General features: G+C 65.2%; 11 protein-coding genes and 3 pseudogenes. 5 read left to right on the top strand and 9 right to left on the bottom strand.

Annotation, left to right across the window (positions count from 1 at the left end):
* Positions 1-444: 444 nt before the first annotated feature.
* From PQR02_RS37905 to PQR02_RS37875, 7 genes and pseudogenes are all read right to left on the bottom strand, one after another.
* Positions 445-633 (bottom strand): annotated as a pseudogene (locus PQR02_RS37905) (IS110 family transposase); the annotation flags it as partial.
* Between the two features lie 62 nt (positions 634-695).
* Positions 696-860 (bottom strand): annotated as a pseudogene (locus PQR02_RS37900) (IS110 family transposase); the annotation flags it as partial.
* A gap of 130 nt (positions 861-990) precedes the next feature.
* On the bottom strand, positions 991-1,389 hold the full coding sequence (pcaC, locus tag PQR02_RS37895) for a 4-carboxymuconolactone decarboxylase (protein WP_175148014.1): 399 nt from the start codon (positions 1,387-1,389) through the stop codon (positions 991-993).
* Entirely contained in the window at positions 1,386-2,177 is a 792-nt protein-coding gene (pcaD, locus tag PQR02_RS37890) for a 3-oxoadipate enol-lactonase (protein WP_408242964.1), read from the bottom strand. The genes pcaC and pcaD overlap by 4 nt, the downstream gene beginning before the upstream one ends.
* A gap of 5 nt (positions 2,178-2,182) precedes the next feature.
* Positions 2,183-3,562, bottom strand: a complete 1,380-nt coding sequence (locus PQR02_RS37885; RefSeq protein WP_408242963.1) for a 3-carboxy-cis,cis-muconate cycloisomerase — start codon at positions 3,560-3,562, stop codon at positions 2,183-2,185.
* Between the two features lie 263 nt (positions 3,563-3,825).
* Entirely contained in the window at positions 3,826-4,485 is a 660-nt protein-coding gene (locus tag PQR02_RS37880) for a 3-oxoacid CoA-transferase subunit B (protein WP_408242962.1), read from the bottom strand.
* A gap of 13 nt (positions 4,486-4,498) precedes the next feature.
* Positions 4,499-5,206 (bottom strand): 3-oxoacid CoA-transferase subunit A, encoded by a 708-nt coding sequence (locus PQR02_RS37875; RefSeq protein ID WP_408242961.1) that lies wholly within the window; start codon positions 5,204-5,206, stop codon positions 4,499-4,501.
* Between the two features lie 453 nt (positions 5,207-5,659).
* Between PQR02_RS37875 and PQR02_RS37870 the strand changes: the two genes are divergently transcribed.
* The 3 genes from PQR02_RS37870 (at position 5,660) to PQR02_RS37860 (ending at position 9,033) form a co-directional block, all read left to right on the top strand.
* Positions 5,660-6,589, top strand: coding sequence for a LysR family transcriptional regulator (locus PQR02_RS37870; protein ID WP_408242960.1), 930 nt, complete (start codon positions 5,660-5,662; stop codon positions 6,587-6,589).
* A gap of 190 nt (positions 6,590-6,779) precedes the next feature.
* On the top strand, positions 6,780-7,418 hold the full coding sequence (gene folE / locus PQR02_RS37865) for a GTP cyclohydrolase I FolE (RefSeq protein WP_408242959.1): 639 nt from the start codon (positions 6,780-6,782) through the stop codon (positions 7,416-7,418).
* A 583-nt stretch (positions 7,419-8,001) separates the two neighbouring features.
* A complete protein-coding gene (locus tag PQR02_RS37860) occupies positions 8,002-9,033 on the top strand; it encodes a VTT domain-containing protein (protein WP_408242958.1) in 1,032 nt (343 codons plus the stop codon).
* 170 nt (positions 9,034-9,203) lie between these two features.
* On the opposite strand, the pseudogene PQR02_RS37855 reads toward PQR02_RS37860, so the two are convergent.
* Positions 9,204-9,365, bottom strand: a pseudogene (locus PQR02_RS37855) (diguanylate cyclase); the annotation flags it as partial.
* 296 nt (positions 9,366-9,661) lie between these two features.
* The gene (locus tag PQR02_RS37850) at positions 9,662-10,528 is read right to left on the bottom strand and encodes a CHAD domain-containing protein (RefSeq protein WP_408242957.1); all 867 of its coding nucleotides are present in this window, start codon (positions 10,526-10,528) and stop codon (positions 9,662-9,664) included.
* Between the two features lie 299 nt (positions 10,529-10,827).
* Between PQR02_RS37850 and PQR02_RS37845 the strand changes: the two genes are divergently transcribed.
* A complete protein-coding gene (locus tag PQR02_RS37845) occupies positions 10,828-11,421 on the top strand; it encodes a short chain dehydrogenase (protein ID WP_408242956.1) in 594 nt (197 codons plus the stop codon).
* Between the two features lie 203 nt (positions 11,422-11,624).
* Positions 11,625-13,211, top strand: coding sequence for an inorganic phosphate transporter (locus tag PQR02_RS37840; protein WP_408242955.1), 1,587 nt, complete (start codon positions 11,625-11,627; stop codon positions 13,209-13,211).
* Positions 13,212-13,280 lie beyond the last annotated feature (69 nt).

Below are 13,280 nucleotides of genomic sequence, written 5' to 3'. Positions count from 1 at the left end.
AACTATCTTCAGGTGTTCCGTCAGGTGGCGAATTGCACCATTGAGTAATCAGGTCGAGATTTGCGGTGCATGAATAACTTCCCATACCAACCGGAGTATTGGACGCAGCCGTAAGGCGACATGACGAAGTACCTTGTACTGCTCCCGATTTCGGATATAGCGATAGACATGTCGAGTCGCCACCATCCGCGTCGGCTGCGTTGGCCACGACAAGCAATGCCGAAAGCACAAAGAGGCGACGTAGCCACCCGACTCGCCGCCTTGCGGGTACGAAACTGCTCATATTTTCCTTCGTTAGACTTATTAGATTCTTTGTAATAGTCTGAACCGAGCAGAGTCCCGTATTGCGCCGAAATTTCAACTGAAAACGTGGAAATTTCCGCAAATAGCATTGTCCTTGCGGGAGCTATAGACAATGGTGGGGGTAGGGAAAGCAAGGAGCTAGAACCCGCGTATTTGATCGAGGCTCTTCACGCGATTACGAATCAACGGCTCGCGCATACGATACAGGGCTGACAGCCTTTGTTGCTATTCGGCCTTCGGCGTGACGAAGCGCATCGACGGGTGCGACGCTGCCTCACAGATCGTCGGGGAGTCCATGAAATCATTCTTGTTGCTCTTCACGATTGCGCGTGTGCCCTTGGGCGCCATACGTTTGGCCTGATAGGCAAAGATGACCACCTTGCCGGGCATGTCGCGGGCGCTCGCACGGGCCTCCATGGCCACGGTGCTGGCGTGCAGCATAGCGCAGCACTCGACAAGTTGCTTACGGCTCTCCTTCTCGCGAAACGCGGCCTTACTTTGCCCATCCTCGCCGTGAAGGTGAAATGAATACTTGCCCGATCGATTCCAACCAGCATTACATCTTGCGTGATGGTTTCCCAAAGAAAACACCCTGCCGCGTTACCCGCGTGCAGGGTGGGGTGACCATCGTTATGTGCGCCGATCAGCGGCGCGCGTTTCTCATCGCAAGACTACAAACGACCAGCGTTACGGCTTCGCTGCCGCCGCCGCGTCGTCTTCGCGGAACAGCTTGTCCGCGAGGTGAAACGCCGAATTAGCCGCCGGCACACCGCAATAAATCGCCGTTTGCAGCAGCACTTCCTTGATCTGCTCGCGCGTCACGCCGTTGTTCTTTGCGGCGCGCAAGTGCAGCGCGAGTTCTTCACTGCGATTGAGCGCGACCATCATCGCGATGGTCAGCAAGCTGCGCGTATGACGCGGCAGGCCGTCACGCGTCCAGATTTCGCCCCACGCATAGCGGGTGATCAGGTTCTGAAACTCGTCGGTCAACTCAGTGCGGTTCGCGAGCGAGCGGTCGACGTGCGCGCTGCCCAGCACCGCGCGACGCACACCGAGCCCGGCCTCGTAGCGGTCTTCGTCGTTCATTTCGTCTCCGTCAGGAAATCGAGCACGGTCTTCGTGAAAGCGTCGGCCCTCTCGATGTTGGAAATGTGCGAAGCATCCAGTTCGACGTAACGCGCGCCCGGAATCGACTGCGCGAGTTCGCGGCCTTGCGCGGGCGTAGCGGCCAGGTCGTGCGTGCCGCTGATCACCAGCGCCGGCAGCTTGATGCCGGCCGTTTCAGGACGCAGATCGGTCGCGTCGATCGCGTCGCAATTCGATGCGTAGCCTTCCTTGTCGGTGTGCACGAAGACATCGCGAATCATCGCCAGCACCACCGGCTCGCGGTCGAAGTAGTCAGCCGTGAACCAGCGCGGCAGAACCGCGTCGGCCAGCGCGAGCATGCCCTCGCTGCGCGCCTTCGCGGCGCGCGGCACCCACACTTCCGGCGAACCGATGCGCGCGGCCGTATTGCACAGCACCACGCGTTCGAAACGCTCGCCATGACGCGCGGCCAGCGCGACGCCGGTCAGGCCGCCCATCGAGATCCCGCAAAAATTCGCGCGGGCGATCTTCAGCGTATCCATCAGGCCGAGCACGTCGCCGGTCAGCTGCTCGATCGTGTACGGACCCTTCGGCGCTTCCGAGTGGCCATGACCGCGCGTGTCGTAGCGCAGCACGCGGAAATGTTCGGACAGCGCCGCAACTTGCGGCGTCCACATGGACATATCGCTGCCGAGCGAATTCGACAACACGATCCACGGTGCGTGGCCGTGACGGTCGCCGTCGATCCGATAGTGAAGCTCGGTGCCGTTGACTGCGGCGTAGGGCATGCCGGTTACTCCTTGGAATGGGCGCGCTGGGCGCGCGTGGTATGAAGTGCCAGCGCGGCGTCCACATAAGCGTGCGCCTGGCCGACATATTGAGCGGGATCGAGCAGCTGCTTCAGGCGCTCGAGCGGAAGATGCGCGGTGACGGCCGGGTCGGCGGCGAGCACGTCGAAGAGCGTCTGCGCGTCGCGGATCGCGGCTTTCGACGCACGCTCAACGAGATGATGCGCGTCGAGCCGGCCGATGCTGTCGCCAAGCGCGAGCATCACCGCTTCGCCGAGAATCAGGCCATGCGTGACGTCGAGATTCGCGGCGAGGCGCGGCACGTTCACGTTCAGCCCGGCGGCGATCTGTTCGATGTTGGCGAGTGCGCCGCCCGCGAGGCGCGCGAGGTCCGGCAGCGCGTCCCACTCGGCCTGCCAGCCGCCGAGCGCGCGCTCGTGCTCCTGCACCATGCCGGCGAACACGGTGGCGACCAGCCCCGGCGCGCGTGTCGCGGCGGTCAGCACGGCAGCGCAGCCGACCGGATTGCGCTTGTGCGGCATTGTCGATGAACCGCCCTTGCCGGCCGCGGCGGGCTCGGCCAGTTCGTCGATTTCAGTTTGCATCTGCAACGAGATGTCGCGCGCGATCTTGCCTAGCGTGCCGATCAGCATGCCGAACAGCGACGCCGTTTCAGCGATGCGGTCGCGCTGCGTGTGCCACGGCAAGGTGGGCACGGCGAGGCCGAGTTCTTGCGCGAGCGACTGGGTGACCTGCGGCGCGGCTTCGCGCAGGCTCGCGAGCGTGCCCGCCGCGCCGCCGAATTGCAGCACCAGCACGCGAGCGCGCAGCGCATCGAGCCGCTCGCGATGACGCAGCAGCGCGTCGAGCCATTGCGCGAATTTCAGGCCGAGCGTGATGGGCAGCGCCTGCTGCAACCAGGTACGGCCGATCATCGGCGTCGCGCGATGATTGGCCGCGAGTTTCGCCAGGGTGTCGCAGGTGGATTGCAGGCTCGCGTCGAGCAGATCGAAAGTGTCGCGCAATTGGAGCACCGTCGCCGTGTCGATGATGTCCTGGCTCGTCGCGCCCCAATGCACGTATTTCGACGCTTCGGCGTCGGCCGCCTTGACGCGCGCGGTGAGCTGCTTGACGAGCGGAATCGCGAGGTTGCCGCCGAGCGCGGCGTCGCGCGCGAGCGCGTCGGTGTCGAGCTGATCGGCCTGGCAGGCCGCTTCGATCGCGGGCACCGCGGACTGCGGAATCACCTGATGTGCGGCCGAAGCGCGCGCGAGCGCGGCTTCCACGTCGAGCATCCGCTGCAGCGTGGCACGCGGCGCCCAGATGTCGTTCATCGGCTGTGTGCCGCAAAGAAGGCCGGTCAGACGGGCGCTGGAGTCGAGCATGATGACGTCGATGTTCGAGGGAATCGGGAGTGAAGGTTGCGTGCGTACAGAGCGCGGTGCGGCAGGATGCGATACGTCTGACGCAAGCGCCGGAGCGCTAAAGCATCGCCTGCCGCCGCATCACCAGTACGCAATACCGCACACGGCGTTGCGGCGTATTGTGCGCCAAACGCGGCCGGCTTGTCGCCGAGCTTGTCATGCAAGAGCGAATGAGACTGCCGCCTCATGCGCTCTTGCGTAGCCGGAAGAACCGCGGGACCGCGTCAGGCCGCGCGAGCCGCTTGCGTACCGTCGATCAGCGGCACGCCGGTCAGCTTGAGCAGTTCATCGAAGTCGATGTCCGAAAAGATCTCGCGCACCACGAGGCCCTGCTCGGTCACGTCGATCATCGCGAGGTCGGTGTAGATGCGGTCGACGCAAGCCACGCCCGTCAACGGATACGAGCACTCGGCGGCGATCTTGCTTTCGCCCTGCTTGGTCAGGTGCTCCATCATCACGTACACCTGCTTCGCGCCGATCGCCAGATCCATCGCGCCGCCGACCGCCGGAATCGCGTCGGGCGCGCCGGTGTGCCAGTTCGCCAGATCGCCCTTGGCCGACACCTGGAACGCGCCGAGCACGCAGAAGTCCAGATGGCCGCCGCGCATCATCGCGAACGAATCCGCGTGATGGAAGAAAGCGCCGCCCGTCAACAGCGTGACGTGCTGCTTGCCGGCGTTGATCAGCTCGTCGTCTTCCTCGCCTTTGGCGGGCGCCGGGCCCATGCCGAGCAGGCCGTTTTCGCTGTGCAGGAAGATTTCCTTGTCGGCGCCGAGGTGGTTGGCCACCAGCGTCGGCACGCCGATGCCCAGGTTCACGTAAGCGCCTTCGGGGATGTCCAGCGCAACGCGCTTGGCCATTTCATCGCGGGTCAGTTTTTTCATGTCGGTCTCCGGTTCAGGCAGCAGCGTCGTGAGGATTGGGCGTCGGGGCATGTGCCGCTTGCGGCACTGCAATCACGCGCTGCACGAAAATGCCGGGCGTTACGATGTTTTCCGGATCGAGCGCGCCGAGCGGCACCACTTCCGACACCTGCACGATCGCGGTTTTCGCCGCGCTCGCCATGATCGGGCCGAAATTGCGGGCCGTCTTGCGATACACGAGGTTGCCCCAGCGATCGCCCTTATACGCCTTGATGAGCGCGAAGTCGGCATGCAGCGGCGACTCCAGCACGTAATGCCTGCCGTCGATCAGCCGGGTTTCCTTACCCTCGGCGAGCCTGGTGCCGTAACCGGTGGGCGTGAAGAAACCGCCGATGCCCGCGCCCGCCGCACGGATGCGTTCCGCGAGGTTGCCTTGCGGCACCAGTTCGAGTTCGATCTCTCCCGCGCGATACAGCGCGTCGAACACATACGAGTCGGTCTGGCGCGGGAACGAGCAGATGATCTTGCGCACGCGCTTGGCTTTGAGCAGCGCCGCGAGGCCGATGTCGCCGTTGCCCGCGTTGTTGTTGACGATGGTCAGCTCGCGCGCGCCCTGCTCGATGAGCGCGTCGATCAGCTCGGACGGCATGCCGGCCGTGCCGAAGCCGCCGATCATGACGGTCGCGCCGTCGTGGACATCGGCAACCGCCGATTGAAGTGACTCGAAAATCTTGTTGATCATGTCGAATTTCCTTTTGGGGCGCTGCGTGCCGTGGAGCTGACTGCCGTGGGGCGGCCGCGCTGCCGCGGAACGGTCTCCGGGCCAACGCGGGCGGCGGCGGCTCGCGCAGTGGAGATGCAAGCTGGCGCCTTCGGTGGGTTCACTGCCGATTTGTTCGATCTATGAACATGGATTCGTTTAGCGAACGTTTGGCGATTATGGTTGCCCTGCGGGCGGGTTGTCAAGGCAGGGAAATCCCCCTTAAGCATAGATCCTCGCCCGCGCAAATGACGGGTTCGATCCATGAGCGGTAGCTACCCCGGGCAACCTGCGGGCCCGCTGCGCCAGGGCGCAGATCGAGTCGCCGGAGAAAAAGCCACTATCCCCAAGGGCGATTTCTCGACTACCCTCTATGCCATGGGCGAATAGCCATCCACTCCCAGCCTTGCCCAGCGCCGCAGACAAACCAAAAGCATGTCCGAGACACAACTGGATCTGAACCTGATCCCCTATCTGGTGGCGATGGAAGACACCCGCAACGTCAGCCGCGCCGCCGAACAGCTCGGCGTGAGCCAGCCGCGCGTGAGCACCGCGTTGGGCCGCCTGCGGGAATACTTCAACGATCCACTGTTCGTGCGCACGTCCAAAGGCATGGAGCCCACGCCGCGCGCGCTCGCGATCCTGCCCGCCGCCCGCGACGCGCTTCTGCGCATCGAGAAAGGCATGCTCGACGTGCAGGACTTCGAACCGGCCACCAGCACCCATACCTTCTCGCTCGCGCTGTCCGATGTCGGCGAGATCGTGTTCCTGCCGCGACTTCTGCAGCTCTTCGCCGAACGCGCGCCGAGCGCGAATCTGCGCTCGGTGACGCTGTCGCCGTCGCAGGTGGAACGCGGCCTCGAATCGGGCGACGTCGACCTCGCGATCGGCTATTTCCCGGACCTCGCGGGCAACAACTTCTTCCAGCAGCGGCTCTTCACGCACCGTTTCATCTGCCTGATGCGCACGGGGCATCCGCTGTCCCGGGCGCCGCTCACGCTCGCGCAGTTCGTGGCGGCAGGTCACGCGGTGGTGCGTGCCGAGGGCCGCAGCCAGGAGGTCCTCGAACAATACCTGGAAAAGAAACGCATCAAGCGACGCGCGGTGCTCGAAACGCCGCACTTCATGAGCCTGCCGTTCATTCTCGCGCGCAGCGATCTGCTCGCGACGGTGCCGCACGCGATCGGCTTCGCCTATGTGTCGGAGCATGCCTCGATCACGCTGGTCGAACCGCCGCTGGCGTTGCCGCGCTTCGATCTGCGCCAGCACTGGCATCGCAAGTTTCACAACGATCCGCGCCTGAGCTGGCTGCGCGGCGTGGTCGCCGAACTGTTCAACGACGCGATGGACGAGTGGCCGAAGTGAAGCGAGCAGGCGCTGCCCGAAAAGGATCCTGAGCGGTCCTGAAGCAGTCCCGAAGATAGTCCCAACGGCGGCGCCCCGACTCCGAAAGGGGACATCGACACGATTGAACACAAAACATGGAACAATGGCCGCACTCATTGAACCCGCGCGCTCCGTACAGGGTCGACGCGCGATCCCGGAGGAGCCACGCATGACCAGCAGCAAGGCAAAGAAAACCAAACCCGCAGCGGCCGCGCAACGCCCGAGCCGCGATGAAGCTGAAGCCGCCGTTCGCGTGCTGTTGCGCTGGGCCGGCGACGATCCGCAGCGCGAAGGCCTGATCGACACGCCGGCGCGCGTGGTGCGCGCGTACGAGGAGTTTTTCGCCGGCTATCAGGTCGACCCGCGCGAGATTCTCGCCCGCACCTTCTCGGAAGTGGACGGCTACGACGAGATGATCGTGCTGAAAGACATCCGCTTCGAAAGCTACTGCGAACATCACATGGTGCCGATCATCGGGCGCGCGCACGTCGCGTATCTGCCCGGGCATCGGGTGGTCGGCATCTCGAAGCTGGCACGCCTCGTCGATGCCTTCGCCAAGCGGCTGCAGATCCAGGAAAAGATGACGGTGCAGATCGCCGACACGTTGAACGACGTGCTGCAACCGGAGGGCGTCGGCGTGATACTCGAAGCCGCGCACCAGTGCATGTCGACGCGCGGCGTGCACAAGGCCGGCGTGACGATGGTCACGTCGCGCATGCTGGGCACGTTCCGCACCGATCCGTCGACGCGCAGGGAGTTTTTGTCGATCGTTGGGAACCCGGGGGCGGTGTCGGTCGCGAATACTTGAGCGAAAGCCGCGTGGAGCGGCGGGCCGGATGCGGGTGTTTCATTCAGCTCCTTTGGGCAGCACGCTCACGCGACCACGTCGGCTGCTGCTTTAGTGGCCTCTTCGCGCCGCGCAGGTCGGCGCGAGCGCGATCGTCGTCAGGCCGGGCTTGCAGGGCGCTGATCCCCGCGGCGCACGGGTTACCCACACACACAAGCCGGCACGGCCCTCACGGGCACCTAAGCCCGCGCGCGACGCGTTCGCATCGATGGACAAGGCTGCCGGTCCAGACCCTCGCCGGTGCTCGAAGCACGCACCCCGCCTGTCCCAGGTTCACGCGCGAACGCCCCCAGTCCGGGCCGGACCCGCGCGGCAACCTCGCCGCCGTGCAAGCCTCGCGACCAACCGCTCGCGCGAATCGGCCTGCGCGCTCATGCGGCCGCCCCGTGCGCCATCCCGGCCCACGATCCGTCGGGTATGCTGAGCACACGGAGCACCGGTCGGACAATCGATCCGCCGGTCCGCGCGTCGGGAACAGCCCTTGCACGAACCTCGGGCAACCCCCAAACACGCGGGCCAGACCGCATTGAAAGGAGCTCCTCAATTGGTAGAAATTCCGTCTTCGGCGGTTTCAACCTGGGGCGGCGCAGCCGTGCTCGTCAACGTCATGTTGACGCGTCTCGGCGTGCCAATTCCCGCGGTGCCGATGCTGCTGTTCGCGGGCTCCGCGATCGCGGCGGGCACCCTCTCCTTCTGGCCGATCCTCGGCGCGGCGGTCCTCGGCGCGATGATCGGCGACGGCGCCTGGTTCGCCGCCGGCCGCCTCTACGGCAGCAAGCTGCTCGCCGCGCTAGGCCGTCTGGCGCCCGCCGTCGATTCGAAAGTCGAGACCGCGCGCTCGCTGTTCGAGCGCTTTGGCGTGCCGCTCGTGTCGGTCTCGAAGTTCGTCCCCGGGCTCGGGCTCATCACGCCGCCGCTGATGGGCACCACCGCCGTCGACAGCCGCATCTACGCAATCTGGGATCTGACGAGCGCGGTTGCGTGGGCCACGTTCTGGCTGCTCGGCGGTGCCGCCGCGGAGCGCGAGCTGCACATGCTGCTCGGGTTCGTCAAATCGCGCGGCGGCACGGTCGTCGATATTCTGTTGGGCACGGGGTTGATTTACCTGCTGTACCGTCTGCATCTGCGACGCCGCGCGCAGCGCAAGTTCGCGGACGCGGCGGCGCAACGTGCCGCTCGCGCAAGGCGCCGCATTGCGCCGCCCAGGGTGCTCGACGCGCGGCCAGCCGGGCCCGCGTTCGACGCGGCGCGCCGCATTCCCGGCGCGCTGGCGCTCGATCCTCACTCGCCCGAGCAGTTGGACAGCGCGCTGCGCGCCTTTGACAGCGTGATCTACTGCATTTGCGCGGACAGCGCGACCGCCAGCGAAGTCACGCAGCGCATGCGCAACAATGGCTACACGCGGATTCGCGCCTTGCACGGCGGGCTCGACGCATGGCAGCGGCGCGGCTTTCCGGTCGAGCCGCTGGCGTCGGCGGAAGAACCGGGCGGCAAGCGCGTGCCACAGTTACGCGGCGACGCGCGTGGCGCGATCACGCTGCGCGGATTCGCCCCACGCAGCAGTCCAGGCACGTGAGGCTGGCGGCGGGGCACGCGTCGGCTGTTGCCGTGCGGCGATCGGTGCTCCCGTTCACGTTCACATTCGCGCTGACGTCGACGAGTCCTGCGCCATCGAACGCGCCGTCCACTGTTGCGCCCGCCCGTCTTGGCCGCGTAGAGCTGCCGGTCGGCGGCGGCCAGCAAATCGAACGCGTTCTCGCCCTCGGCCGGCACGCAGGTCGCGCAGCCGATGCTCACCGTCACCGCGATGTTTTCTCCGTCGCTCTGCACCACATGCTGGCCCTGCACCTTGCGGCGGATTTTCTCCGCGACGCCGTGCGCGCCTTCGGCCGCCGTCTCCGGCAGCACCACCGCGAACCACGGTCCCGGCCATCCCGGCGACCAGCGGATGGCTGCCCATGTATCGCGTCACCCCGCCCCGGCCGCGCGCAACACCTTGCGCAACCAACGACGCAGCGAAAGCGCGTGACGTGCCACGGGCTCAGCGCCTCCTTCGCAAGTGATCCGCGACGCCGGCCGGTTAGCGCGGGCGCGCGGGCTTCGTTGGCTCCTCTTCGGTGGCCCTCGCTTCGTCTCGGTGAGCCCGCGTCAAGCGCGCCGCCCTCCACTGGCGACCGCCGCGGACGTAGCGCGCATCATCATTTTCACAGCAGTCCAGCAGCTGTGCGCAGGCGGCGTTTGCGCTCTTTGTCCAGCCAGTCCAGCGCCGCCCTGGTGTCGAGACCGGCCAGCAACGCGGTGTGGTCGCTTAGCAGGCCCCTGCTTGCAACGACATCGTTCAGCGCACCGAAGCGTTTCTGAATCTGCTTCAGGCGCTTCATTGTGCGCTTGCGGCCGCCCTTCAAAATCGGCTCGAAAAAATCGAGCAAATAACGCAGCTTCTTGGCGGCTTTCCTGACATCGTGAAAGGCCGGGTAGTTGGAGCGCTTCGCGCGGCCCGCGCGTTTCATGCGTTTTTTCAACGAGCGCTGCGCCGCGTCCACGCGCCGGGCGGCGAATTTGCGCAGCGGCACGCGCTCATGTGCGGTATTCAATTCTTTCGCGGTGCCGGTCAGCGCGTCGCGCAGCAGATGTTTGACATCGGCATTCGCGAGCGTTTCGCGACTGGTCGTGAATGCGCCTTCGCGCACTTCGGAGAGCCTCGGCGCCATGGCTTGCGCGCCGCTGTCCTCCTGCGTCAGCAGTTCGATCAGGATGTCCCAGTCGCGCGTCTTGCCAGCGGCCGCCGCGAGGTACTTGAACAGCGCGCGTTGACGGGTGTTCTCGGCCTGCTCGAGCAGCGGGTCGAATGCCCACCATAGCGAGCGCAAACGCCGCAGCGAAACGCGCAGCTGATGCAGCGCTTCGGGCGACGTGTCGTCGCGCACCGCATGCGCGAGTTCGATCGCCCGGTCGACGAGGGGCGCTGCATACGATACGAAAGCCGCTTGAGCCGACTGCCCCTGGCTGCTGGCGCCGGCTGGTTCGCTCGCGCCGGACTGCCTGTCCGCCTTGTCGCTGTCTCGCTTCATCACTGATCCCCTTGTCCATTCTCCTTTGAAGCGTAGCAAAAACGGGACCTTCCTTACGGAAAAGCGCACGCGTTTCCCGGCCGGCACGCGTCGAAAGAGCGCGATGCATGTTTTTTGCTGGTGACCAAAGGGCGTTGTTCAAGCGGGCGGTTTGCGTCCCGCCCCGTCGCTACACGGCATGGCACGGCGCGCCGCGAGCGGCTATTTTTAAACCTATGATCCGGCGCGCTGGGACGAGGCGCGAGTCCGTGCGTCATAACACTCGCTGCCAGCGCGCATGGCTTATCTCAGGAGGATATATGCGAATACTTATCGTCGGTGCAACGGGGCTGATCGGCGGCGAGGTCGTCAAGCTGCTCTCAGCCGAACACGACATCGTCACCGCGAGCCGTAAAGGCTCCGATCTGCACGTCGACCTGTCGGACAAACCCAGCATCGAGTCGATGTACCAGCAGGCGGGCACGTTCGACGCCGTCATCTGCGCGGCAGGTGCGGCGAAATTCGCACCGTTGGCCGCGCTCTCCGACGAAGACTTCGCATTCAGTCTCGCCAACAAGTTGATGGGCCAGGTCAATCTTGTGCGCTGCGGCGCGGCTCACGTGTCGCAAGGCGGCTCGTTCACGTTGACGAGCGGCGTGCTCGCGCAACAGTCAATGGAGGGCAGCGCGGCCGTGAGCATCGTGAATGCGGGCGTGGAAGCGTTCGTCCGTTCGGCTGCCCTCGAACTGCGCGGCAAGGCTCGCGTCAACGCGGTCAGCCCCGGCTGGGTTGCCGAAACGCTGGAGTCGATGGGCCGCGATCCGTCGCAAGGCGTCCCTGCCGCGATGGTCGCGCAAGCGTACAAACGCAGCCTCGGCGGCAGCGCCAGCGGCGAGGTGATCGGCGCTTCGTGAGCGCCCGGCCGATAGAGGTCTTTTCGGATACCCGACTATCTTTATCCGCCTCCGGCCACGCGGCGAATCGGCGCGCGCGGCCTGTCCGGCGGGGCCGAAGCCCGTGCAGCGGGGTTGCGCCCGAGCGTCACGCCACTGTCATCATTTCGACACGCCGGCCCCGCAGGATCGTAAGTTCCGCGAGAAACTCTGGGGCTCACGTCATGCCGGAACTTTCGTATCCGCAACCCGGTGCTGCAGGCAGCAAGGGGCGCAATCTCAGCCTCTTCGTCTTTATCGCCGTGATCGTTGCCGGCGCAGTCTACTGCGCGGTGCATCTGTTGGACGATTTGCAATCGGTTCGCGAGAACTCGGTTCTGCCCTATCTGCTGCTCGGCGTCGCGCTGCTGATCGCGCTCGGTTTCGAGTTCGTCAACGGCTTTCACGACACCGCCAACGCGGTCGCCACCGTGATCTACACGCACTCGCTGACGCCCAACCTCGCGGTGGTCTGGTCCGGCGCGTGGAATTTCCTGGGCGTGCTCACCTCGAGCGGTGCGGTTGCATTCGGCATTCTGCAATTGCTGCCGGTCGAGCTGATTCTGCAGGTGGGCAGCAGCGCCGGCTTCGCGATGGTGTTCGCGCTGCTGATCGCCGCGATCATCTGGAATCTCGGCACCTGGTATTTCGGACTGCCATCGTCCAGTTCGCACACGCTGATCGGCTCGATCATCGGCGTGGGCCTGATGAACCAGCTGATGCATGGCACCAATGGCACGAGCGGCGTCGACTGGAACCAGGCGCTCGGCGTCGGCAAGTCCTTGCTGTTCTCGCCGCTGGTCGGCTTTCTCGCGGCCGCTTTGCTGCTGCTGATCTTGAAAGCGGTGGTGCGGGTCCCCGAGTTGTACGCGGAGCCTAAAGGCAAGGAGCCGCCGCCGTTCTGGATTCGCTGCCTGCTGATTCTGACCTGCACGGGCGTCTCGTTCGCGCACGGTTCGAACGACGGCCAGAAAGGCATGGGCCTCATCATGCTGATCCTGATCGGCACGGTACCGACCGCGTATGCGCTGAACAAGGCAGTCACGCCGGCGGAAACGCAAACCTTCGTCGCGGTCGCGCAGCAGACCGCGGCGACGCTCGCCCACTACACGCAAGGCGCCGCGCCGTCGGCGAATCCGCGCGCCGATGTCGAAGCGTTCGTACGCACCCGTCAGTTGACGCCGGCCACGTTACCCGCGCTGCAGCAATTGACCGCGCAGATCGGCAATCAGGTCCGCGCGTCCGGGTCTATGGCCGGCGTGCCGCAAAGCATCGTCGATAACGTGCGCAACAACATGTACGTCGCGTCCGAAGCGATCCGCCTGATGCTGAAAGCGCAGCAACCGGCGTTCTTGCCGGAGCACGCGAAGGTTATCGCCAACTTCAAGACGCAAACCGATCACGCCACCAAGTTCATCCCGACATGGGTCAAGGTGGCCGTGGCGATTGCGCTGGGTCTGGGGACGATGGTCGGATGGAAGCGCATCGTCGTGACGGTCGGCGAGAAAATCGGCAAGCAGCATCTGACTTACGGCCAGGGCGCCTCGGCCGAAGTGGTGGCGATGGTGACCATCGGCGCCGCTGACATGTACGGCTTGCCGGTCTCGACGACCCACGTGCTGTCCTCGGGCGTGGCCGGCACGATGGCGGCCAACGGCTCGGGCCTGCAATGGGGCACCGTGCGCAGTCTGGTGCTCGCGTGGGTGTTGACGCTGCCGGTGTCGATCGCGTTGGCGGCGGGTTTGTACTGGGTGTTCCGGATGGTGTTCTAACGACGCCGTGGCGGATGGCCGGCCCGGCCTTGCGTTGGGTCCTGAGAATGAAAAAGCGCGGCCAGGCCG

This window comes from Paraburkholderia sediminicola (assembly GCF_046026895.1).
Lineage (GTDB): Bacteria > Pseudomonadota > Gammaproteobacteria > Burkholderiales > Burkholderiaceae > Paraburkholderia > Paraburkholderia sediminicola_C.
Note: the sequence above shows the minus strand (reverse complement) of the source record. Positions and strands in the feature narration are given on the sequence as shown.

Bases quoted from the DNA above. Each gene is read 5' to 3' on its own strand.
- PQR02_RS37885 (WP_408242963.1), bottom strand. From the start codon at position 3,562: ATGCTCGACTCCAGCGCCCGTCTGACCGGCCTTCTTTGCGGCACACAG.
- PQR02_RS37880 (WP_408242962.1), bottom strand. From the start codon at position 4,485: ATGAAAAAACTGACCCGCGATGAAATGGCCAAGCGCGTTGCGCTGGAC.
- PQR02_RS37840 (WP_408242955.1), top strand. From the start codon at position 11,625: ATGCCGGAACTTTCGTATCCGCAACCCGGTGCTGCAGGCAGCAAGGGG.
- folE (WP_408242959.1), top strand. From the start codon at position 6,780: ATGACCAGCAGCAAGGCAAAGAAAACCAAACCCGCAGCGGCCGCGCAA.
- PQR02_RS37850 (WP_408242957.1), bottom strand. From the start codon at position 10,528: ATGAAGCGAGACAGCGACAAGGCGGACAGGCAGTCCGGCGCGAGCGAA.
- pcaD (WP_408242964.1), bottom strand. From the start codon at position 2,177: ATGCCCTACGCCGCAGTCAACGGCACCGAGCTTCACTATCGGATCGAC.
- PQR02_RS37875 (WP_408242961.1), bottom strand. From the start codon at position 5,206: ATGATCAACAAGATTTTCGAGTCACTTCAATCGGCGGTTGCCGATGTC.
- PQR02_RS37845 (WP_408242956.1), top strand. From the start codon at position 10,828: ATGCGAATACTTATCGTCGGTGCAACGGGGCTGATCGGCGGCGAGGTC.
- pcaC (WP_175148014.1), bottom strand. From the start codon at position 1,389: ATGAACGACGAAGACCGCTACGAGGCCGGGCTCGGTGTGCGTCGCGCG.
- PQR02_RS37870 (WP_408242960.1), top strand. From the start codon at position 5,660: ATGTCCGAGACACAACTGGATCTGAACCTGATCCCCTATCTGGTGGCG.